Annotated in this window: 21 protein-coding genes and 1 pseudogene; 17 read left to right on the forward strand and 5 right to left on the reverse strand. The window is 72.1% G+C overall.

Annotated elements, in window-relative coordinates; translation table 11 throughout:
• Position 1: 1 nt before the first annotated feature.
• The 5 genes from IE153_RS17820 to IE153_RS17840 all read left to right on the forward strand — a co-directional run bounded on the left by IE153_RS17820 (position 2) and on the right by IE153_RS17840 (position 5586).
• Positions 2-886 carry a carbohydrate ABC transporter permease gene (locus IE153_RS17820; protein ID WP_189590667.1) on the forward strand — a complete coding sequence of 295 codons (885 nt, stop codon included), beginning with the start codon at positions 2-4 and terminating at the stop codon, positions 884-886.
• On the forward strand, positions 886-1800 hold the full coding sequence (locus tag IE153_RS17825; protein ID WP_189590668.1) for a carbohydrate ABC transporter permease: 915 nt from the start codon (positions 886-888) through the stop codon (positions 1798-1800). Before IE153_RS17820 ends, IE153_RS17825 begins: the two co-directional genes overlap by 1 nt.
• Before the next feature lie 148 nt (positions 1801-1948).
• Positions 1949-3622 (forward strand): glycoside hydrolase family 43 protein, encoded by a 1674-nt coding sequence (locus IE153_RS17830; RefSeq protein ID WP_189590669.1) that lies wholly within the window; start codon positions 1949-1951, stop codon positions 3620-3622.
• Positions 3623-3810: 188 nt separating this feature from the next.
• On the forward strand, positions 3811-4854 hold the full coding sequence (locus tag IE153_RS17835) for a LacI family DNA-binding transcriptional regulator (protein WP_189590670.1): 1044 nt from the start codon (positions 3811-3813) through the stop codon (positions 4852-4854).
• Positions 4855-5160: 306 nt separating this feature from the next.
• Positions 5161-5586, forward strand: a complete 426-nt coding sequence (locus IE153_RS17840; RefSeq protein WP_189590671.1) for a helix-turn-helix domain-containing protein — start codon at positions 5161-5163, stop codon at positions 5584-5586.
• Between the two features lie 43 nt (positions 5587-5629).
• On the opposite strand, the gene IE153_RS17845 is transcribed toward IE153_RS17840, so the two are convergent.
• Positions 5630-6172 carry a peptidoglycan-binding domain-containing protein gene (locus IE153_RS17845; RefSeq protein ID WP_189590672.1) on the reverse strand — a complete coding sequence of 181 codons (543 nt, stop codon included), beginning with the start codon at positions 6170-6172 and terminating at the stop codon, positions 5630-5632.
• A gap of 254 nt (positions 6173-6426) precedes the next feature.
• Positions 6427-7068: pseudogene (locus IE153_RS17850) on the reverse strand (ThuA domain-containing protein); the annotation flags it as partial.
• A gap of 168 nt (positions 7069-7236) precedes the next feature.
• On the opposite strand from IE153_RS17850, the gene IE153_RS17855 reads away from it, so the two are divergent.
• Positions 7237-7641, forward strand: coding sequence for a VOC family protein (locus IE153_RS17855; protein WP_189590674.1), 405 nt, complete (start codon positions 7237-7239; stop codon positions 7639-7641).
• Here the strand turns inward: IE153_RS17855 and IE153_RS17860 are convergent.
• Both IE153_RS17860 and IE153_RS17865 read right to left on the reverse strand, forming a co-directional pair.
• Positions 7621-8310 carry a helix-turn-helix domain-containing protein gene (locus tag IE153_RS17860; protein ID WP_189590675.1) on the reverse strand — a complete coding sequence of 230 codons (690 nt, stop codon included), beginning with the start codon at positions 8308-8310 and terminating at the stop codon, positions 7621-7623. The genes IE153_RS17855 and IE153_RS17860 overlap by 21 nt on opposite strands.
• A gap of 295 nt (positions 8311-8605) precedes the next feature.
• A complete protein-coding gene (locus IE153_RS17865) occupies positions 8606-9577 on the reverse strand; it encodes an AraC family transcriptional regulator (protein WP_189590676.1) in 972 nt (323 codons plus the stop codon).
• Positions 9578-9658: 81 nt separating this feature from the next.
• Here IE153_RS17865 and IE153_RS17870 point away from each other — a divergent pair, with 81 nt between their 5' ends.
• Entirely contained in the window at positions 9659-10531 is an 873-nt protein-coding gene (locus tag IE153_RS17870) for an NmrA family NAD(P)-binding protein (RefSeq protein ID WP_189590677.1), read from the forward strand.
• 21 nt (positions 10532-10552) lie between these two features.
• Here the strand turns inward: IE153_RS17870 and IE153_RS17875 are convergent, their stop codons facing one another.
• Positions 10553-11734, reverse strand: coding sequence for a YihY/virulence factor BrkB family protein (locus IE153_RS17875; protein ID WP_189590678.1), 1182 nt, complete (start codon positions 11732-11734; stop codon positions 10553-10555).
• Between the two features lie 110 nt (positions 11735-11844).
• On the opposite strand from IE153_RS17875, the gene IE153_RS17880 reads away from it, so the two are divergent.
• From IE153_RS17880 to cysD, 10 genes are all read left to right on the forward strand, one after another.
• Complete coding sequence (locus IE153_RS17880) at positions 11845-13479, forward strand: acyl-CoA dehydrogenase family protein (RefSeq protein ID WP_189590679.1); 1635 nt, start codon at positions 11845-11847, stop codon at positions 13477-13479.
• 260 nt (positions 13480-13739) lie between these two features.
• The gene (locus tag IE153_RS17885; protein WP_189590680.1) at positions 13740-15017 is read left to right on the forward strand and encodes a GAF domain-containing protein; all 1278 of its coding nucleotides are present in this window, start codon (positions 13740-13742) and stop codon (positions 15015-15017) included.
• A gap of 175 nt (positions 15018-15192) precedes the next feature.
• A complete protein-coding gene (locus IE153_RS17890) occupies positions 15193-16503 on the forward strand; it encodes a hypothetical protein (protein WP_189590681.1) in 1311 nt (436 codons plus the stop codon).
• Between the two features lie 66 nt (positions 16504-16569).
• On the forward strand, positions 16570-17142 hold the full coding sequence (locus tag IE153_RS17895; RefSeq protein ID WP_189590682.1) for a GNAT family N-acetyltransferase: 573 nt from the start codon (positions 16570-16572) through the stop codon (positions 17140-17142).
• A gap of 126 nt (positions 17143-17268) precedes the next feature.
• Entirely contained in the window at positions 17269-17352 is an 84-nt protein-coding gene (locus IE153_RS42735; protein ID WP_311241247.1) for a putative leader peptide, read from the forward strand.
• Between the two features lie 129 nt (positions 17353-17481).
• Positions 17482-19179, forward strand: a complete 1698-nt coding sequence (locus IE153_RS17900) for a nitrite/sulfite reductase (RefSeq protein WP_189590683.1) — start codon at positions 17482-17484, stop codon at positions 19177-19179.
• Positions 19176-19364: a hypothetical protein gene (locus IE153_RS17905; protein ID WP_031107434.1), complete on the forward strand. Its 189-nt coding sequence runs from the start codon at positions 19176-19178 to the stop codon at positions 19362-19364. The genes IE153_RS17900 and IE153_RS17905 overlap by 4 nt, the downstream gene beginning before the upstream one ends.
• Positions 19361-20071 (forward strand): phosphoadenylyl-sulfate reductase, encoded by a 711-nt coding sequence (locus tag IE153_RS17910; RefSeq protein WP_189590684.1) that lies wholly within the window; start codon positions 19361-19363, stop codon positions 20069-20071. The genes IE153_RS17905 and IE153_RS17910 overlap by 4 nt, the downstream gene beginning before the upstream one ends.
• 23 nt (positions 20072-20094) lie before the next feature.
• Entirely contained in the window at positions 20095-20631 is a 537-nt protein-coding gene (cysC, locus tag IE153_RS17915; protein ID WP_189590685.1) for an adenylyl-sulfate kinase, read from the forward strand.
• A complete protein-coding gene (gene cysD, locus IE153_RS17920; RefSeq protein WP_189590686.1) occupies positions 20628-21563 on the forward strand; it encodes a sulfate adenylyltransferase subunit CysD in 936 nt (311 codons plus the stop codon). Before cysC ends, cysD begins: the two co-directional genes overlap by 4 nt.

Below are 21563 nucleotides of genomic sequence, written 5' to 3' on the forward strand. Positions count from 1 at the left end.
GATGATTCGCTCCATGCGCTGGAAGGGCGCCGCCTTCACGGTGCCCTTCCAGCTCGGCTTCGTGTTTCTGTATCTGCTCCCGATCGGCTACGCCGTCTACGAGTCGCTGTTCACGGAGAGGCAGTCCGGGCTCGGCCTCGGCGGCGCGACGACGGAGTTCGTCGGGCTGGACAACTACGGTCAGGGACTGACGGACTCGGCGTTCATGAACTCCATCCTGCGGGTGGTGCTCTTCGCCTGTGTCCAGATCCCGCTGATGCTGCTGATCAGCCTGTTGCTGGCGCTGTTCCTGGACGCGCTGACGTCCCGCGTGGCGAGCCGGTTCCGGATCGTGCTGCTGGTGCCGTACATGATCCCGGGCGTGGTCGCGGCGATCGTGTGGGTCAACCTCTACAGCCCCGATGTCGGCCCGCTCACCGCGATCGGCAAGGCCCTCGGTTTCGACTGGAACTTCTTCGCGCCGTCGATGGTGTGGCCGTCCATCGGCAACCTACTGACCTGGCACGGCATCGGCTACAACATGGTGATCATCTACTCGGCGCTGCAAGGTGTGCCGCGGGAGCTGTTCGAGGCGGCCCGGCTGGACGGCGCCTCCGAGCTGCGGATCGCGCGCAGCATCAAGATCCCGTTCGTGCGCGGGGCGCTGGTCCTGACGGGTCTGCTGTCGATCATCCAGATGCTGCAGATCTTCAATGAGCCGGCGCTGTTCCGGAACATCACGCCTCAGACGGTGAGCGACAGCTTCACTCCGATCATGATCATCTACAACCAGGCGTTCAACGCGGGCAACTACAACTACGCGGCTGCCCTGTCGGTGCTGCTCGCCCTGATCCTGGGCCTCGCCTCCTTCCTCTTCTACCGGCTCACCTCGAAGGAGGCCGACTGATGACGCTGACCGAGCGGACCACCGAGCGGCCCGAAGTCCGTGGTGTCCGGCGCCTGTCCCAGCCCGACCCGGCCTCCCGCGGGCGGGGCGGCCAGCGCTTCCTCCTGGTCGGCCTGGTGCTGGCCAGTGCCTACAGCCTGTTCCCGGTGTGGTGGCTGATCGTCGCGGCGACGAAGGACCGTACGGCGCTGTACCAGAGCAACGGCCTGTGGTTCTCGGGCTGGCATCTCTGGGACAACCTGCATCAGGTGTTCACATACCAAGACGGCATTTTCCTGCGGTGGACGGCCAACTCGTTCCTGTACGCGGGCGTCGGCTCCCTCGGCGGGACGCTGATCGCGCTCGCCACCGGTTACGGACTGGCCCGGTTCGACTTCCCCGGCCGTAACGCGATCTTCGCGTGTGTCGTGGGCTCGTTCCTGATTCCGATCGCGCTGCTGACGCTGCCGCTGTATCTGCTGTTTTCCGCGACCGGCATGGTGGACACGCCGTGGGCGATGCTGATCCCCTGCCTGATCAACCCCTTCAGCGTGTACCTGGCCAAGGTGTACACCGAGGCGACGATCCCCTACGAGCTGCTGGAGGCGGCACGCATCGACGGTGCCGGTGAGCTGCGGATCTTCTGCAGCATCGTGCTGCGGATGATGACGACGGGGGGCGCGACGGTGTTCCTGCTGGCCTTCGTGAACACCTGGAACGCCTTCTTCCTGCCGCTGACCGTGCTGCGCGGCAAGGAGAACTGGACACTCAACCTCGGCCTCTACAACTGGACCGGCACACGGCTTGAGTCCGGCATCGACCTGACGGGCCTGGTGCTGACCGGAGCCCTGCTGTCCATCGTCCCGATGGCGATCATGATGGTCGCGATGCGCCGCTACTGGCGGACCGGCGTGACGCTCGGCGCCCTCAAGTGACGGGCGCCCTCAAGTGGCGCTCGGCGCCACTCATCCGGCGTACGGCGCCCTCGTGGCCGTCCTTCGTCGTACCCCCTGATTCCTGGGGGCCGCAGGTGACCCTGACTCCCCGCGGCTCCCAGGTGACCAACGCTCCGGGAGCCCTCGCGTGACCGTCCTGCACAACCCCGTCCTCCGCGGCTTCGCGCCCGACCCGTCGCTGGTCCGGGTCGGCGACTGGTACTACTTGGCGACCAGTTCCTTCGAGTGGTTCCCGACGATCCCGCTGCATCGCTCGCGGGACCTGGCCCACTGGGAGTACGCGGGCCACGTCCAGGGGGCGGCCCCCGGGAACTCGCTGGCCGGGGTGCCCGACTCGGGCGGCATCTGGGCTCCGTCGCTGAGCTGGGACGGGGAACGGTTCTGGGTGACGTACACCGTCGTGCGCTCGGTCGGCACGCCGTACTTCGACCTCGACACGTACGTCGCGACGGCCGCCTCCGTCGAGGGCGGGTGGAGCGCCCCGCGCCGGGTCGCGAGCCACGGGTTCGACCCGGCCCTCTTCCACGAGGACGGCCGGCTGTGGCTGCTGAACCTGCAGAACGACCACCGGCCGGGGGGTGAGCGGTTCGCGGGGATCGTCGTGACGGAGCTGGACCGGGACACGCTGGAACCCGTCGGCGACACGCACCTGTTGCTCCGGCACGACCGGCTGATCGAGGGGCCGAAACTGCTGCGGCGCGACGGCTGGTACTACCTGGTGCTCGCGGAGGGCGGCACGGGCTGGGAGCACGGGGTACGGGTGGCTCGCGCCCAGGAGCTGACGGGGCCCTACGAACTCGACGAACGGCCGCTGCTGACGACCCGGGACGATCCGGCGGTGCCGTTGCAGAAGGCGGGGCACGGCGAGCTGGTGGAAACGCCCGAAGGGCAATGGCTGCTCGGCCATCTGACGGCCCGTCCGCTTCACACGCCGAAGGGGCGGCGCTGCACGCTCGGCCGGGAGACAGCGATCCAGGCGGTGGTCTGGGATGCGGAGGGCTGGCCCCGGCTGCGGCAGGGCGGGTGGCACCCCGAGATCGAGGTCGACGTACCGACGCGGTCGCACCCCCGTTCCCACCCGCATCCCCGTCCCCACCCGCATCCTCACCCGCACCCGCACCCGCACCCGCACCCGCACCCGCACCCGCCGGCAGCCGTACCGCAGCCGGAGGATCTGTCCTGGCCGTGGAGCTCCCTGCGCGAGCCGCCTGGCCCGTCCTGGGCCGATACGACGGCCCGGCCCGGGTGGATCCGGCTGCGCGGCCGGCACGGGCCGGAGTCCCGTTGGGCGGCCGGCCTGCTGGCCCAGCGCATCACCGAGCACCGCGCGGAGGCCGAAGTCACCGTGGAGGCACGGCCGGTCACCTTCACACAGGCGGCCGGGCTGCTGCTCTGGTACAACCCGGAGGCGTATCTCGCCCTGGACCTGACGTGGGCGGAGCCGGAGGGCGAGCCGCAGCGCGGACAGCAGTGGGGAGGCACCGCGGGCGGGCGTACGGTGTTCAGCCTCGTCGAGCGCGACGAGGACGGCGTGCGACAGGTCGCCGTCGTCGACGTGCCGGTGGACGGGCCGGTGACGCTGGGGGTGACGGCCGAAGGGGCCGACGCCCGCTTCTGGTACCTGCACGAGGGGGTACGGACGGCGGTCGGGCCGGCGCTGGACTTCAGCCGGCTGTCCGACGACCACGGCTCCCGGCTGCGGTTCACCGGGGCGATGGCGGCGATCCACGCCAGGGACCTCGTGGACGCGGCGTTCACGGCGGACTTCACCGGGTTTCGACTGACCTGCGCACCCGGGTGAGGCGACTGTTCGGGGTTTCGAAAGTTTTGACCGGCGTGAAGCGGTGAATTCACTTTCCCTTCCCGCCGTCCTGCGCCGCACCTAAAGTAGGAAGCGCTTTCTGCCCGGCCGGACCTCGTGACCGCCGTGGGCAGCGCTGGTCGAAACTTTCCACGGCCCACGGGCGGGCCGGAGAGGTGGGTTCCCCGATGGTCCGTACGGCGAGTGCGAGCGTGGCGGCCGGTCCGACACTGGCGGTCGTGGCGCGCGAGGCGGGGGTGTCGGTGCCGACCGCGTCGAAGGTCGTCAACGGCCGTGAGGACGTGGCACCCGAGACCCGCCGCCGCGTGACCGAGGCGCTCGACCGGCTCGGGTACGTGCGCAGACCCCGGTTCGACGCGGCGAAGGCACCCCGGCTGGTCGACCTGGTCGTGCATTCGCTGGAGAGCTCCTGGTCGGGGGCGGTGCTGCACGGTGTGGAGGAGGCGGCGCACGACGCGGGCCTGGAGGTCGTGGTGTCGGCGGCGCTGATCCGCTCCCGGGTCGGCCGCCCGGAACGCGGCTGGCTGGACAAGCTGGTCGCCCGGGGTTCCTCCGGGGTCCTGTTCAACCTGGCCGAGCTGAGCGACTCGCAGTACGCGTGGCTGGAGCAGCACCGCATCCCGTTCGTGATGATCGACCCGGTGCAGGAACCGCCGGAGGGCGTCGTCTCGGTGGGGGCGGCGAACTGGCAGGGCGGGCTGACGGCCACGGAGCACCTGCTGTCCCTGGGCCACGAGCGGGTCGCCGTCATCGCCGGTCCCCGGCGCACGATGTGCAGCAGCGCCCGGGTCGCCGGGTACCGCTCGGCGCTGGCGTCGGCCGGGGTCCGGCACCGCGCCGAGTACGTCCGGCACGCCGGATTCGACGAGAGCGTGGCCCACCGCCGCATGCTGGAGCTCCTCGATCTGCCCGAGCCGCCGACCGCCGTCTTCGTCTGCTCGGACCGGATGGCGCTGGGGGTCTACGAGACCCTGGCCGAAAGGGGGTTGAGGGTTCCGGACGACTTCAGTGTGGTGGGCTTCGACGATCTGCCCGAGGCGCGCTGGGCCTCCCCCGCGCTGACCACCGTGCGCCAGCCGCTGTCCGAGATGGCCGCGACGGCCCTGCGGTCGCTGCTGCGCATGATGGACGGCCATCACCCGGAGAGTACGCGGACGGAGCTGTCGACGCGGCTGGTGGAGCGGGCGAGCACGGCGCCGCCGCCCGCATAGCGCCCAGGGGGTGCTCCCGGCCGACGCCACAGCGGTTGCCCCCTCCCTCGGTGCGTGGCCCTCTCCCCCGTCGAGTCGCCCTCTCCGTCAGTGCGTCGCCCTCCCCCCGTCGAGTCGCCCCCAGTGAACGGAAACCGGCGTGCGGGCGCCGGTCCGTGGTCGTGCGGGTGTCCGCCGCACACCCCTCGTGCGCGCCGCGCGCCCGCCATTGGGGGGAACTGGCCGGGACGGGCCGGCGTCGAACGATGCGGTGGAGAGGGGCCGGTGCCCGGGGGCGGGGCGGCGGCGAGCAGTGGGGGGACGACCATGACACGCTGGCGGCCGCTTCCGGACGTACTGCCGAGGGAGGCGCGGCACCTGGTCGAGCAGCTGCGGGCGCTGAAGGACCGTACGGGTCTGAGCCTCGCCGAGCTGGCCCGGCGGACCGCCTACAGCAAGTCGTCGTGGCAGCGGTATCTCAGCGGGGCGAAGCAGCCGCCGCGGGGAGCGGTGCAGGCGCTGTGCCGGATGGCGGGGGCGGAGCAGGCCCGGCTGCTGGCGCTGTGGGATCTGGCCGACCAGGCATGGCCGAACGGGGCGGCGGTGGCGGCCGGGCCGGCGGAGCCGATGACGGACGAGCGGCCGCCCGGTGCCGAGTACCGGCGTTGGCGGGCGGCGGCCCTGGTGTCGTTCGGGGTCATCGTGGTGCTGCTGGCCGGGTTGCTGTGGGTGCTGCCGGTGGGGAGCGGGTGACCGTGACGGCCCACGGCCCTCCGCTCCCCGGCGACGGTGTCGCTCAGCCGAGCGTGCGGTAGTGGGCGTACTTCCACGGCCCCACGTTCTTCAGCTTCACCTGGTACTTGCCGCCCACGCGCTTGAAGTTGACGTTCCGCACGAGGCCCTTGTACTGGACGATGTTGCCCGGCAGGCTCTGCAGCCGGGTCTGGGCGAAGTCCCAGCTCTCGCTGTCGACGGTGCCGTCGGTCTCGGGGAGGTTGTGCCGGCTCTGCCACCACTGCGTCGCCGACTCGGTCTCCGGCCCGAACGATCCGTCGATCCGGCTCTTCCTGAAGGGCTGCCACTCGCCCTCGTCGTCCTCCCACTCGGCGCCGTCGGCCCACAGCACCGTCTCCCACAGGGCGATGGCGTTGCCCCTGGCGTAGGCGTCGACGCCGAGGTTCTCCTCGTCCTCCCAGTCGTTGGTGACGGCGCCCTTGCCGTCGATGCCGAAGTAGGCGGGCGCGGCGCTCGCCGCCGGCGCCAGGGCGATGCCGGTCCCCCCGGCCCCCAGCATCACGGCCGTCGTCACCATCGCCACGGCCCGATTGCGCATGCTCATGCGGTTGTCCTTTCCGAACCGCCGTCCCCCGGCGGGTTTCCCCTGGGGCGGCTCGTCTCGTCTGGCCCGCACAGCGTCATGGGCGGACGGCACTCCCGGCGAGCCCTGCCCGCGGACCCGGACCGCCCAGGGTCGGTTCACGCGCGGGACGGCGGGCGTCCCACCCGGGGGCGGGTCGCCCGGGGCCCGCCCGGGTCGGGTGGCCGGCGGTGGTGGGCGCGGCGAGGGTGTCCGCGCGAGGCTCGGGCCGACGGAAGCCGGGCGGCCCAGGTGATGCCGCCCAGGAGGTGGGCGCGGAAGGCCGGATCCTCGTAGGCCTCGCGGGCGTGGCCGAGGGCCGTGCAGTAAACGCGGCCCCGGCCGTGGTCGCGGCACCAGACCAGGGGGTGGTCGGCGCCCATGCCACCGCCCTCGTAGGAGGACTCGTCGGCGGTGGCCAGGACACGGACGCTGCCGCGGGGGTTGGTGTGGAAGTCGTACCACTCGTCGGTGAACTCCCAGACGGCGGGCAGGCGTCGGGTCGCCGGATGGTCGTGGTCCTCGACGACGGCCTTGCCGGGCTGGTGGAGCGGGTGGCGGGCGAACCGCGCGCCCAGCAGTTCGCCGTAGTACGGCCAGTCGTACTCCGTGCAGGCCGCCGCGTGCACGCCCACGAAGCCGCCGCCCGCCTCCACGTACGCGGCGAGCCGCTCCCTCCCGGCCGGGGTGAGGATCTCGCCGCTGGTGGAGAGGAACACCACGGCCGCGTGGTCGTCCAGGGACTGTTCGAGGGCCGCCGGGTCCTCGGTGGCGTGGACCTCGAAGTCCCCGAGCGTGCGCAGGGCGGCGATACCGGCCGGGATGGAGTCGCGCCGGTAGCCGATGGTGCGGGTGTGGACGAGCAGTCGAGGTGCCATGGCATACGAACCCAGGACACGGGAGGCCGTGGGGGATGCCGCTGCGGCGACCGAAAATTTCGCCCGTCGCGTCCGGACCGGGGGTGCGCTTCGGTGTCCGCTTCGGCGCCGGCTCAGGTGTCCGATTCGTTCAAGACCGGGCGTCGCGGGCCTGCCTACGGTGGCCCCATGACTGCACGATTCGATGCCATCGGCCTGGTCGTCTCCGACATGGCCGCATCCGTCACGTTCTACCGCCGGCTCGGGTTCGCCTTCCCGGACGGTGCCGAGGACCAGCCGCACACCGAGGCCGGACTGCCCGGCGGGCTGCGGCTGATGTTCGACACCGAGGAGACGGTCCTCTCCTTCCTGCCCGAGTGGCAGCCGCCCGTGGGCGGGGGCCGGGCCTCGCTGGCCCTGCGCTGCGACGGGCCGGAGGAGGTGGACGCGCTGTACGGGGAACTGGTCGGCTCGGGGTACCACGGCGAGCTCAAGCCGTGGGACGCCTTCTGGGGGCAGCGGTACGCCGTCGTCCACGACCCGGACGGCAACGGAGTGGACCTGTACGCGCCGCTAGCCACCACCGCCGAGTAGCTCCCCCAGCGGCAGCCCCGCCAACTCCCTCACGTCGCGGGCCAGATGGGCCTGGTCGGCATAACCGGCCCGGGTGGCCGTCTGCGCGAAGGGCACACCGGCCCGGGCCAGTTCGAGGGCGCGCCGTAGCCGGAGGATGCGGGCCAGGGTCTTGGGGCCGTAGCCGAAGGCGGACAGCGAGCGGCGGTGCAACTGGCGTGCTCCGAGACCGAGTTCATCGGCGGTGGCGGCGACGGGACGGCCGGCGTCCAGGGCGGTGACGACCTGCCGGAGCAGCGGATCCGGGGGTTCGACACCGGCGGCCTGCCGCAGCGCCAGCTCCTCCAGGCCGCTCGCCGGGTCGGGGGCCGCGTTCACCCGGTCGGCCAGGCGCCGCACCCGCGAGACCGGCCACAGGTCCGTGAGCTCGACGCGCCGGTCGCGCAGCTCGTGCGCCGGCACGCCCAGCAGCGCGGGTGCCGTGCCCGGGTAGAAGCGGACTCCGGCCCAGGGGCCGCTCCCCCCGCCCGGGAGGTACGCGCGGGTGTCGGGCCCGGCGACCATCAGCCGCCCGTCGTGCCAGAGCAGATCCATGCACCCGTCGGGCAGGACCCGCCCCACCCCGGGCCGGGACGGGGTGTTGGTCCACACGACCGCCCCGGGCAGCCGTGACGCCCGCTCCACGTACACGTGGGCCACGCTACGCCGCGGGCGGGCGACAGGCACGGGGCCGGCCGGACAGCGCAGGCACGAGGGCCCGCCCGGCGGCCGGCCCGACAGCAGGCACGAGGACCGCCCCGGCGACAGGCACCAGGCCGGCAACAGGCACTGGGCACCAGGCCGGCAACAGGCACTGGGCACCAGGCCGGCAACAGGCACTGGGCACCCAGGCACCAGGCACCAGGCACCAGGCACCCGACACCAGGCACCAAGCACCAAGCACTCGCGCCGACCCCACACCAGGCAAGGGCCCCCGTGCCCGCCCCTACGCCACCCGCCCCCGATACTCCACCGGGCTCACCCCGTACACCCGCTTGAACGCCGTCGACAGGGCAAACGCGCTGCCGTAGCCCACCCTGCGCGCCACCGCGTCGAGGGTGTCGGTGGAGTCGCGCAGGCGGTCGGCGGCGAGGGCGAGGCGCCAGCCGGTGAGGTAGCTCATCGGGGGCTCGCCCACCAGGCCGGTGAAGCGGCGGGCCAGCGCCGCCCGGGACACTCCGGCCTTCGCGGCGAGCGTGGCGACGGTCCAGGGGTGGGCCGGGTCGTCCTGGAGCAGGCGCAGGACACCGCCGACGACGGGGTCGGCCAGGGCCCGGTACCAGGCCGGTGCCTCCGCCTCCGGGCGGGCGAACCAGGCCCTCAGCGCCGCGATGACCAGCAGGTCCAGCAGCCGGTCCAGGACGACCTCCTGCCCCGGCTGGTCGCGGGTGATCTCCTCGGTGAGGTAGGGCGTGAGCGGGCAGTCCCACACGTCGGACGTGAGGGTGAGCAGGGGCGGCAGGGCGTCCAGCAGCCGTCCGCCGACCTCGCCCTGCATCGGGTAGGTGCCGATCAGCATCACGGTGTCGCCGTCGAGCCGGTCGCCCCAGGTGCGCACCCCCAGGTCCATGGAGCCGTTGAGGGGCCGTCCGTCGGGGTAGCGGCACTCCTGGTGCGGCAGGATCACCGCCTGCGGTTCCGTGCCGGGGGCGTCGGCGCACGTGTACGGGTCCGGGCCGCGGGCGATGGCGAGGTCTCCTACCGTGAGCCGCGCCCTCTCGCCCCGGTCGGGCACGATCCAGGCCTCGCCGCGGACGACGAGCATCACGGTGAGCGGGGCCCGGTCCTCGATGCGGACCGCCCACGGCGGGTCGAAGCAGGCCCTGATCATGAACGCACCCCGGGCGCGGGGCCCCTCCAGCAGACCGGCAAGGGGGTCCCCCCGCGTGAGCGTGTTCGAGCGTGGGGGCGGGTCCATGCGGCCAGCGTAGACGCGATCGTATGGGAATGAGCCGTTCAGCGATGGTTCCGTGCGGCGTACGGCAGTTGACTCGACGGCATGACGAACACGGCGGACAACACGACACAGAACGCGGCACGGAACACACAGGGCGGCATGACGGTGGTGGTGACGGGCGCCTCGGGGCGTACCGGGAGCCGGGTGGCGCGGGCCGCGGAGGCGGCCGGGCTCACGGTGCGGGCGGCGTCGCGGGCGACGGGCTTCGACTGGTGGGACCGCTCGACCTGGGCGGACACCCTGCGCGGCGCCGACGCGGCGTATCTCGCCCACCCCTCGGACGTCGGCGCCCCGGGCGCCGCCGAAGCGGTCGGCGCGCTCGCGCGGGAGGCGGTCGGTCTCGGGGTGCGGCGGCTGGTGCTGCTGTCCGCGCGGGGCGAGGACCAGGCCCTGCCCACCGAGGAGGCACTGCACGCCTCGGGGTCGGACTGGACGGTCGTACGGGCCGCGTGGTTCGCGCAGAACTTCAGCGAGGGGCCGCTGGTGGCGGAGCTGCGGGAGCGCGGTGAGCTGGTCTTCCCGGCCGACGAGGTGCGGGAGCCGTTCCTCGACGTGCGGGACATCGCGGACGTGGTGGTGGCCGCGCTGACGTCCGGCGACCAGTACGTGGGGCGGACCCTCACGCTCTCCGGGGCGCGGCTGCTGACCTTCGGGGAGGCGGTCGCGGAGATCGCCGGGGCGACGGGGCGGCCGCTGGCGTACCGGGCCGTCTCGACGCGGGACTACGGAGAGGCGCTGGTCGGTTTCGGTGTGCCGCCGGAGGAGGTGGCGGGCATGACGGCGATCTTCGACACGCTCCTCGACGGCCGCAACGCGCACCTGTCGAACGGCGTGCGGGAGGTCCTGGGCCGTGCGCCCCGGGACTTCGGCGACTTCGTGCGCGAGGAGGCCGCGGCGGGGACCTGGAAGGCCTGAAAGGGGAGATCGCGGCGTCCGTCACTTCTCCTCGGGGGGCTGCCCTTCCCCGTTGACCTGCGTGCTCTTCACGTGGGTGTTCTTGACGTGGCTGTTCTTGACGTGGGTGCTCTTCACGTGGGTGCGCAGGCGGGCCGACACGTCCTCCGGCGGCAGGAAGCGGGACCAGCGTTCCGGGAACTCGGAGGGCATGTCCGGGTCGCCTTCGCCCGTGGCCGTGGCGCGGGCCACGTACTCGGCGACCTGCGCCTGCCGCAGCCGCTCGTTGGCCTCGCGGGCCGCGGCCGTGGCGGCGGCCGGCCAGACCCGGTCGATGGCGGCGTTCACCGCGGCCCCGACGAGCACGGCGAACGCGGACACACCGATCCACAGCAGCACCGCGACGGGCGCGGCGAGGGAGCCGTAGATCGTGGGGCCCTCGACCGTGCTGGTCAGGTAGATCCGCAGCAGGAAGCTGCCGAGCACCCACATGCCGAGGGCGACCAGCGCGCCGGGCACGTCCTCGATCCACGGGGAGCGGACCGGCACGGACACGTGGTACAGCGTCGTCAGGAAGGCGATCGACAGGAGGATCACCGTGGGCCAGTAGAGGACCTGGACGACCGTCGTCGACCACGGCACGATCCGCACCACGGCGTCCGGCCCCGCCACCATCAGCGGCAGCGCGACCGAGCCGATCAGCAGGGCCACGATGAACAGCAGGAAGGCCATCAGACGGGTCTTGACGATGCCCCGGACGCCGTCCAGGCCGTACATCACGGTGATGGTGTCGATGAAGACGTTCACCGCGCGGGAGCCCGACCACAGGGCGAACAGGAAGCCGATGGAGATGACGTCGGGCCTGCCGCCCTTCATCACGTCGTGCAGGATCGGCTGGGCGATCTCGCGGACGCCCTGGTCGGACAGGACCGTGCGGGAGGCCTCCAGGAGGTTGGTCTGGAGGCTCTGGATGGTGTCGGCGCCGGTCCAGGCGTCGACGTAGCCGAGCAGTCCGATCATGCTCAGCAGCAGCGGCGGAACCGACAGCAGAGTGAAGAACGCGGCCTCGGCCGCGAGGCCGAGGATGCGGTACTCGACGCAGGAGTTGACGGTGTCCTTGACCAACAGCCAGGCGGTCCTGCGTTTGGAGACGTTCCGGTAGAGGGCCCGCGCCCGGTGGAGGCGCCCGGAGGGCGTGTCGGGGGTTTCACTTGCTGGCTGCACCCCCTAACGGTATCCGTCGTGCCCTGCCCCACTCACCCACAGGCCGGGTCTTCGCGGACCGGTCCGGGTTCACCGGGTGCCAAGGTGCTACCCCGGGGTACGTTCGCACCATGGCAGGCAGCACCCACACCGTGACGAACCAGGTCCCGCCGCTGGTCGGGTACGACGTCTTCTCCGCCGACCGGGCCCTGGCCGCCGCGGTCGAGCGGCATCTGGAACCGGACCTGCGCGAGGAGGTCCTCGGCGAGCTGGCGGCACTCGGCCGGACCTCCGGCTCGGCGCAGGTGCAGGAGTGGGGGAGGCTGGCCAACGAGAACCCGCCGCGGCTGCTCACGCACGACCGGTACGGCAACCGCGTGGACGAGGTCGAGTTCCATCCCTCCTGGCACCGGCTGCTCGGCAAGGGCGTCTCGGCGGGTCTGACGGCCGCGTGGGACCGGCCGGCCGGGCATGTGCGGCGGGCCGCCGCCTTCCTGGTGTGGACACAGGTCGAGGCCGGCAACGGCTGCCCGCTGTCGATGACGCACGCGGCGGTGCCCGCCCTGCGCACCGACCCGGACCTGGCCGCCGAGTGGGAGCCGCGGCTGACGTCCATGATCTACGACCGTGAGCTGCGGCCCGCGCACCTCAAGGCCGGGGCGCTGTTCGGGATGGGCATGACGGAGAAGCAGGGCGGCAGCGACGTCCGGGCGAACACCACGGCGGCGCGGCCCCTCGCGGAGGACGGGACGTACGAGCTGACCGGGCACAAGTGGTTCTGCTCGGCGCCGATGTCCGACGGTTTCCTGGTGCTGGCGCAGGCTCCGGGCGGGCTGACCTGCTTCCTGGTGCCGCGGGTGCTCGGGGACGGCGCGCGCAACGTGTTCCGGATCCAGCGGCTCAAGGACAAGCTCGGCAACCGGTCGAACGCCTCGAGCGAGGTCGAGTTCGACGGGACGTGGGCGCGCCGGGTCGGCGAGGAGGGGCGCGGGGTGCGCACCATCATCGAGATGGTCGCGGCGACCCGGCTCGACTGCGTGCTCGGCTCGGCCGGGCTGATGCGGCAGGCCGTGGCGCAGGCGGTGCACCACTGCACGTACCGCGAGGCGTTCGGCGGGAAGCTCGTCGACAAGCCACTGATGCGCAACGTGCTGGCCGATCTGGCGCTGGAGTCGGAGGCGGCGACGACCCTGGCGCTGCGGCTCGCAGCCGCCTGGGACGACGGCGGGGAGCAGGAGCGGGCGCTGCTGCGGATCGCGGTGCCTGCCGCCAAGTACTGGGTGACCAAGCGGTGCCCGCCCGTTGCCGTAGAGGCGGCGGAGTGTCTCGGCGGCAACGGGTACGTGGAGGAATCCCAGATGCCGCGGCTGGTGCGCGAGTCGCCGCTGAACTCGGTCTGGGAGGGCGCGGGCAATGTGCAGGCGCTGGACGTGCTGCGGGCGTTGCAGCGGGAGCCGGGCGCGCTGGACGCGTATCTGCGGGAGGTCGGGCAGGCGCGCGGCGCCGATCACCGTCTCGACGCGGCCATCAAGAACCTCCTGACCGAACTGGCCGACCTGGAGGGTGTGGAGGGGCGGGCGCGGCGGCTGACGGAGCGGCTCGCGCTGGTGCTCCAGGGTTCGCTGCTGGTGCGTTTCGCGCCACCGCAGGTCGCCGACGCGTTCTGCGCGGGGCGGCTGGGCAGCGACGCGGGCGCGGCGTTCGGGACGCTGCCGCACACGCTGGACCTGGCGTCGGTGGTGGAACGGGCGCGTCCGGTGTCCTGAACCGGTCCGCTGTTCCGCGTGCGTGAAAAGCGAGGGTGGTGCTGCGCCGACACGGCACCACCCCCGCAGCACTGGCCCGTTCGAGCCACTGAACGCCGCTCGGGACGGCGCCGCTCAAGTTTCGGACACGGCCGGGCCGTCCACCAGGGTTGCAGGGGGTTGCAACTTGCTGCTGACTGTGTGCGGACTGTGCACGCACCGGCGGGGCAGACGGCACTATGAGACGCACAGTCAAAAGCGACTCCGGGGGGCGCACGCGGATGGACGTCACGCACTTGGCCGCCGTGGACAGCACGCGTGCGGCCCGGGTCCTCAGCCAGGTCCGTTCCGCCCGGCTGGCGGGGCAGCCCGCTCCGGTGGCGCCGCGTCCGGTGATCGAGCGGTCCTGGGAGCGGATGATGCGCAGCGGTGTCGATCCCGACCACGACGTCCGGGCGGATCCGCTCCCCCGCGAGGAGGTGCAGCGGCGGCGCGAGACGTCGGTATTGCGCCATGTGCTGCCGGTGCTGAGGGAGGGGCTGCTGGCGGCGGCGGACGTGGCGCACCACATCATGGTCGTGGCCGACGAGGACGGCCGGGTGCTGTGGCGCGAGGGCAGTCCGCCGGTGCTGCGCAGGGCGGACGGGCTGGGCTTCGAACTCGGCGCGGACTGGCGTGAGGACGTCGTCGGCACGAACGGTCTGGGCACCCCGGCGGTGGTGCGCCGGCCCGTGCAGGTCTTCGCCTCCGAGCACTTCGTGCGCTCCCAGGCCGGCTGGACCTGTGCGGGCGCTCCGCTGACGGATCCGCGGGACGGCCGGCTGCTCGGCGTGGTGGACGTGAGCGGCCCGCTGGAGACGATGCACCCGGCCACGCTCTCCTGGGTCGGTTCGGTGGCCAAACTCGCCGAGGCCCGGCTGCGGGAGATGCACACGGAGTCGCTGGAGCGGCTGCGGGCGGTGGCGGCGCCGGTGCTGGCCCGGCTCGGCGGCCGTGCCCTGGTGGTCGACCCGGACGGCTGGACCGCCGCGGTCGGCGGGATGCCGTACGCGCGGCGCGTGGCGCTGCCGAAGTCGCTGTCGGCGGGGCCGAGATGGCTGCCGGCGCTCGGGCTGTGCTCGGTGGAGCCGCTGGCCGGGGGCTGGCTGTTGCGGGTGGCCGACGACGAGCCGGGCCGGCGCGGCCCGGCCAGGATCGTGCTGGACCTCAGGCAGGCGCGGCGCTGGTCGGTGGAGGTGCTCGGCGGGGCGGGCTCCTGGACCCGGGAACTGAGTCCCCGGCACGCGGAGTTGCTGTACCTCCTGGCGGTCCACCGCTCCGGCCGCAGCGCCTCGGGCCTGGCCGGGGACGTGTTCGGCGACCCGGCCCGCACGGTGACGGTGCGTGCCGAGATGTCGCGGGTGCGGCGGTATCTGGGGGCGTTCCTGGAGCACCGGCCGTACCGGTTCGCCGAGGCGGCCGAGGTCGAGGTGCTGCTTCCGGACGACCCGCGGGATCTGCTGCCGCACTCGAGCGCACCGGCGGTGAGCAGGCAGCGCAGGTCCCCGGCAACGCCCTGAGGTTCACGGCGCGTGGTGTACAAGCCGCCCCGAGGGGTGCATCTTTCGCATATTTGCGGGGTCTTCGTCCGCCGACCCCCTTGCCTGCCGTAGCATCCCTCTACGGACCGCCCCACCTGCTCCTCCGTCAACGTGCGGATCAACAGGAGCAGTTGGTCCGTCTCGGGAGGACGTTATGAAGCATCGCGGCAGACACCGGCGGCGCAGGCGGGGCAGGGCGCTGCGCGCGACCCTGGCCGGGACGGCCCTCGCGCTCACCGCCGCCGCCACTCTGATCAGCGCCTCGCAGGCCACCGTCGCCGACGCCCCCGGGGCTCTGAAGCCGGTCGCCGCGTCCGACGAGGCGGGGCGGCTGCCGCTGGCCGAGCACCGGGTGCCCGGGCGGTGGCTGGACCGGCTCGCGTCGAAGATGGGCCGCCCCGTCGGCGTCGGCGCGGTCCTGGAGGGCGCCGATCTGCCGCTGCGGAACGCGGGCGGCTGCTCGACGGCGGAGAAGCACAGCCTGCCGGTGGAGCCGGCGGCCACGCGCGCGTACTGCTTCGGTGGCTCCGACACCCAGGGCTGGCGGGCCGGCGCGGTCACGACCTCGGGCGACGCGGACGACGACGGCCTCTGGGGCGGCAACCGCGTGATCCTCTCCGGCTGGACCCGGGGCGCCGCGGGCGGCTCCATGGACGGCCCGGCCCCCGAGCAGGGGCTGGCCAAGGTCGCCTTCGTCGACGCGAACGACCCCGGCGCGCTGCGCTACACCTGGGCCCTGCTGGCCGTGCCGGTGGACGGCGGGCGGGACTACCGGGGGCTGGTCTCCCCGCTGTCCGGCATGGTCTGGTACCAGGACAAGCTGCTGGTGACGACCCGCGAGGGCGACCGGGACGCGTTGTACGTGTACGACATGGACCGCATCCAGCGCGCCACCGTCGAGTCCGACGCGGTCGGCCGGGTCCGGGGCGGCTGGGCCGCGCACGGTCACCGGTTCGTGCTGCCCGCCGTCGGCTCGTACACCCTGCCCCGCGGGGACGACACGTCCCGCCCGGCCACCATCTCCCTGGACCGCAGCACCTCCCCCGACAGTCTGGTCGCGAGCGAGTGGGTGCCCGCGGACGGTGACCGGCACACCCGACTGTGGCGTTACGCGCTGAGCCGGGATCCGGCCCGGACCGGTCTGCTCACCACCGACTTCTCCGGCGAGGCGGCGCCGGTCGAGGCCTACGAGACGAAGACGGCCGACGTGCGGGGTGTGCTGGCCCACCGCTCGGGCTGGTACCTGGACCGCGCGGCGGGCAGCCCGGGCGGGCACGGGACGCTGTGGCGCCAGGACACCGAGGGCGCGGGGGCCACGGAGTGCGGCACGGACGGGACACGGCACTGCTGGAGCGGCGGGTCGGGTTCCCTGTCCTACTGGGAGGCGACCGGCGAGGTCTGGTCCCAGTCGGGGCGGATGCTGTTCGCGCTGCCGCTGACGTCGATCGACCGGGCGCTGGACTGACCGGAGCCCCGCGCACGGCCCGGGGCCGATCGACAGACCAGGTGGTCAGATGATTTTCTGGCCCGTATGACCACCATCGCCGTGACCACCTGGTCCCTGGAGCAGACCGCCCCGACCGACCTGCTGCCGGCCGTCGCGCCGGACGGGGACGTCCGGGTCGTGCGCTCCGAGGTGCCCTCGCCCGAGTTCAGCCGGTTCCTGTACGCGTCGGTGGGCGGCGACATCCGCTGGACGGACCGGCTCGGCTGGTCGTACGCGCGGTGGGTGGAGCACCTGGAGCGGCCCGGCGTGGAGACGTGGGTGGCGTACGACCGGGGCACGCCCGCCGGGTACGTGGAGCTGGAGGCGCAGGACGACGCGGTGGTGGAGATCGTCTACTTCGGGCTGCTGCCCGCCTTCCGGGGCCGGCGCATCGGCGGGCACCTGCTGTCGTACGGCGCGGCCCGGGCCTGGGACCTCGCCGACCGGTGGGCGGGGCTGACCCCGACGAAGCGGGTCTGGCTGCACACCTGCAGCAAGGACGGCGAGCACGCGATGGACAACTACCAGCGGCGGGGCTTCAAGCTGTTCGACACCAAGGTCGAGGAGGAGGCGGACGCCGCCGCTCCGGGACCGTGGCCTGGGGCGTTCCCCGTCTGACCTGGACGGACACCTAGGACGCACGTGATGTGACCAACAACACCCTTGTCTTGCTCTGCGAGACAAGGGTGTCCGCATCTTGGACGAAGCTGGACTGTGTCCAGATCGCCGTGACACGCTTCCGTCATGTCTGGAACTGGAATTGCCTTGGTGAGTCGGCGGCACGTCGACCTCGGCCGCATGTCCAGCGCCATCTGTCCGGCGCACTGAGCGTACTCAGCCCACGCCCGACATCTTCCTTTCCTGCCTCACCCCTGCGCAATGACGCGCCCTATGCCCATGCGCACGCATGCGCAGGTCAGAGCCGCATTTTCGCCTGTCCCGAAGGACGTATCAACCATGGCCGCCACCCCGCAGAACCCTGCTGCCGCGACTCCCCGCCGCAAGGTGAGCCGTCACCGCGGTGAGGGTCAGTGGGCCGTGGGGCACCACACCCCACTGAACGGCAACGAGCAGTTCAAGAAGGACGACGATGGTCTCAATGTGCGGACACGCATTGAGACGATCTACTCCAAGCGGGGCTTCGACTCGATCGACCCGAACGACCTGCGTGGCCGCATGCGCTGGTGGGGTCTGTACACCCAGCGCAAGCCCGGTATCGACGGCGGCAAGACGGCCGTCCTGGAGCCGGAGGAGCTGGACGACGAGTACTTCATGCTGCGCGTCCGGATCGACGGCGGGGCGCTGACCACGCGGCAGCTGCGGGTCATCGGTGAGATCTCGCAGGAGTTCGCGCGCGGCACCGCCGACATCACGGACCGGCAGAACGTCCAGTACCACTGGATCCGGATCGAGGACGTGCCCGAGATCTGGAACCGGCTGGAGGGCGTGGGCCTGTCGACGGTCACCGCCTGCGGCGACACCCCGCGTGTGATGATCGGCTCCCCGGTGGCGGGCATCGCCGAGGACGAGATCATCGACGCCACACCGGCCCTGGAGGAGATGAAGCGCCGGGTCCTGAACAACCCGGCGTACTCGAACCTCCCCCGGAAGTTCAAGACCGCGATCTCGGGCTCGCCGGTGCTGGACGTGGTGCACGAGATCAACGACGTCGCGTTCGTCGGTGTCGTCCACCCCGAGCACGGTCCCGGCTTCGACGTGTGGGTCGGCGGCGGCCTGTCCACCAACCCCAAGCTGGGCGTACGCCTGGGCACCTGGGTGTCGATCGACGAGGTGCCGGACGTCTACGAGGGCGTCATCTCGATCTTCCGCGACTACGGCTACCGCCGGCTGCGCAACCGCGCCCGGCTGAAGTTCCTCGTCGCCGACTGGGGCCCGGAGAAGTTCCGGCAGGTGCTGGAGGACGAGTACCTGAAGCGCAAGCTGACCGACGGCCCGGCCCCCGAGCAGCCGTCCCAGCTGTGGCGCGACCACATCGGTGTGCACCGGCAGAGGGACGGCCGGTTCTACGTCGGCTTCGCCCCGCGCGTGGGACGCGTCGACGGCGCGACGATCACGAAGATCGCCGACCTCGCGGAGGCCCACGGCTCGGGCCGGGTGCGCACCACCGTCGAGCAGAAGATGATCGTCCTCGACGTCGAGGAGAACCAGGTCGAGTCGCTCGTCGAGGGCCTCGAGGCGCTCGACCTGACCGCCCGGCCCTCCTCGTTCCGGCGCGGCACCATGGCCTGCACCGGCATCGAGTTCTGCAAGCTGGCGATCGTCGAGACCAAGCAGCGCGGTTCGCAGCTGATCGACGAACTGGAGCGCCGCCTGCCGGACTTCGACGAGCCGCTCACCATCAACCTCAACGGCTGCCCGAACGCCTGCGCCCGTATCCAGGTCGCGGACATCGGTCTCAAGGGCCAGCTCATGCTCAACGACCAGGGTGAGCAGGTCGAGGGCTACCAGGTGCACCTGGGCGGCGCCCTGGGCCTGGAGGCCGGCTTCGGCCGCAAGGTGCGCGGGTTGAAGGTCACCTCCGACGAACTGCCGGACTACATCGAGCGCGTCCTGAAGCGGTTCCAGGCCGAGCGCGAGGACGGCGAGCGGTTCGCCACCTGGGCGGCGCGGGCCGGCGAGGAGGCCCTGTCGTGAGCGAGCGCGCGGCACCGTTCTACTGCCCCTACTGCGGCGACGAGGACCTGCGTCCGAGCGAGGCCGCGGAGGGCAGGCACGGCGCGTGGGAATGCGCGGCGTGCAACCGGGCCTTTCAGCTGAAGTTCCTCGGGCTGCTGGCTCAGGGACTGAAGCGATCCGATTCCGGAGGGGCACAGATATGACGACCGCTCAGGAAGAGCGCACCACCGAGGACCTGAAGCAGCTCGCCGAGCAGGCGGGCCGCGATCTCGAGGACGCCTCCGCGCTGGAGATCCTCCAGTGGGCGGCGAAGACGTTCGGCAAGCAGTTCTGCGTGACCTCCTCGATGGAGGACGCGGTGGTCGCCCACCTCGCCGCCCGCGCCATGCCGGGCGTCGACGTGGTCTTCCTCGACACCGGCTACCACTTCGAGGAGACCATCGGCACCCGCGACGCGGTCGAGGCCGTGATGGACGTCAACCTCATCACGCTCACCCCGCGCCAGAGCGTCGCCGAGCAGGACGCGCAGTACGGACCGAAACTGCACGACCGCGACCCCGACCTGTGCTGCAAGCTGCGCAAGGTGCAGCCGCTGGAGCAGGGCCTGAAGGACTACCGGGCCTGGGCGACCGGTCTGCGGCGCGACGAGTCCCCGACCCGGGCGAACACCCCGGTGGTCGGCTGGGACGAGAAGCGGCAGAAGGTCAAGATCTCGCCGATCGCCCGCTGGACCCAGGACGACGTGGACGCGTACGTCACCGAGCACGGCGTCCTGACGAACCCGCTGCTGATGGACGGCTACGCGTCCGTCGGCTGCGCCCCCTGCACCCGCCGCGTCCTGGAGGGCGATGACGCGCGCGCCGGGCGCTGGGCGGGCCGGAGCAAGACCGAGTGCGGACTGCACGGATGACGACGACGATTCAGGAGAGTGACGTGACGACCGGAGCCACCGTCTGGCTCACGGGTCTGCCGAGCGCCGGCAAGACCACGATCGCCCACGAACTGGCCGGCCGGCTCCGCGAGGAGGGCCACCGGGTCGAGGTGCTCGACGGCGACGAGATCCGCGAGTTCCTCTCGGCGGGCCTCGGCTTCAGCCGCGAGGACCGGCACACCAACGTGCAGCGCATCGGCTTCGTCGCCGAACTGCTCGCACGCAACGGCGTGCTGGCCCTCGTCCCGGTCATCGCGCCCTACCAGGACAGCCGGGAGGCGGTGCGCAAGCGCCACCAAGCGAACGGCACCGCGTACGTCGAGGTGCATGTCGCGACGCCCGTCGAGGTGTGCAGCGAGCGGGACGTGAAGGGTCTGTACGCCAAGCAGGCCGCCGGTGAGCTCACCGGGCTCACCGGGGTCGACGACCCCTACGAGGCCCCCGAGTCGCCCGATCTGCGCATCGAGTCGCAGAACCAGACCGTGCAGGAGTCCGCGGCTTCCGTGTTCGCCCTGCTGACCGAAAGGGGACTGGCATGACGACCGTCGCCACCGTTTCCGAGGAGACCGGCAGCCCGTACGCGCTGTCGCACCTCGACGCCCTCGAGTCCGAGGCGGTGCACATCTTCCGCGAGGTGGCGGGCGAGTTCGAGCGGCCGGTGATCCTCTTCTCCGGCGGCAAGGACTCCATCGTCATGCTGCACCTGGCGCTGAAGGCCTTCCGGCCGGCGTCGGTGCCGTTCTCGCTGCTGCACGTGGACACCGGGCACAACTTCCCCGAGGTCCTCGACTACCGCGACCGCACGGTCGAGAAGCACGGGCTGCGGCTGCACGTCGCCTCCGTGCAGGACTACATCGACCGCGGGGTGCTCAAGGAGCGCCCGGACGGCACCCGCAACCCGCTGCAGACGCTGCCGTTGACCGAGAAGATCCAGCAGGAGCGGTTCGACGCGGTCTTCGGCGGCGGCCGCCGCGACGAGGAGAAGGCCCGGGCCAAGGAGCGGGTGTTCTCCCTGCGCGACGAGTTCTCCCAGTGGGACCCGCGCCGGCAGCGCCCGGAGCTGTGGAACCTGTACAACGGCCGGCACGCGCCCGGTGAGCACGTCCGTGTGTTCCCGCTGTCCAACTGGACCGAGCTGGACGTGTGGCAGTACATCGCCCGCGAGGGCATCGAGCTGCCGCAGATCTACTACGCGCACGAGCGCGAGGTCTTCTCCCGCAGCGGCATGTGGCTGACCGCCGGCGAGTGGGGCGGGCCGAAGGACGGCGAGACCGTCGAGAAGCGGCTCGTGCGGTACCGGACCGTGGGTGACATGTCCTGCACCGGCGCGGTGGACTCCGACGCCGACACGATCGAGAAGGTGATCGTGGAGATCGCCGCCTCCCGGCTCACCGAGCGCGGCGCCACCCGCGCCGACGACAAGATGTCCGAGGCCGCGATGGAAGACCGCAAGCGCGAGGGGTACTTCTAG

Origin of the sequence: Streptomyces massasporeus, from assembly GCF_014648995.1 — a bacterium.
GTDB classification, from domain to species: domain Bacteria; phylum Actinomycetota; class Actinomycetes; order Streptomycetales; family Streptomycetaceae; genus Streptomyces; species Streptomyces massasporeus.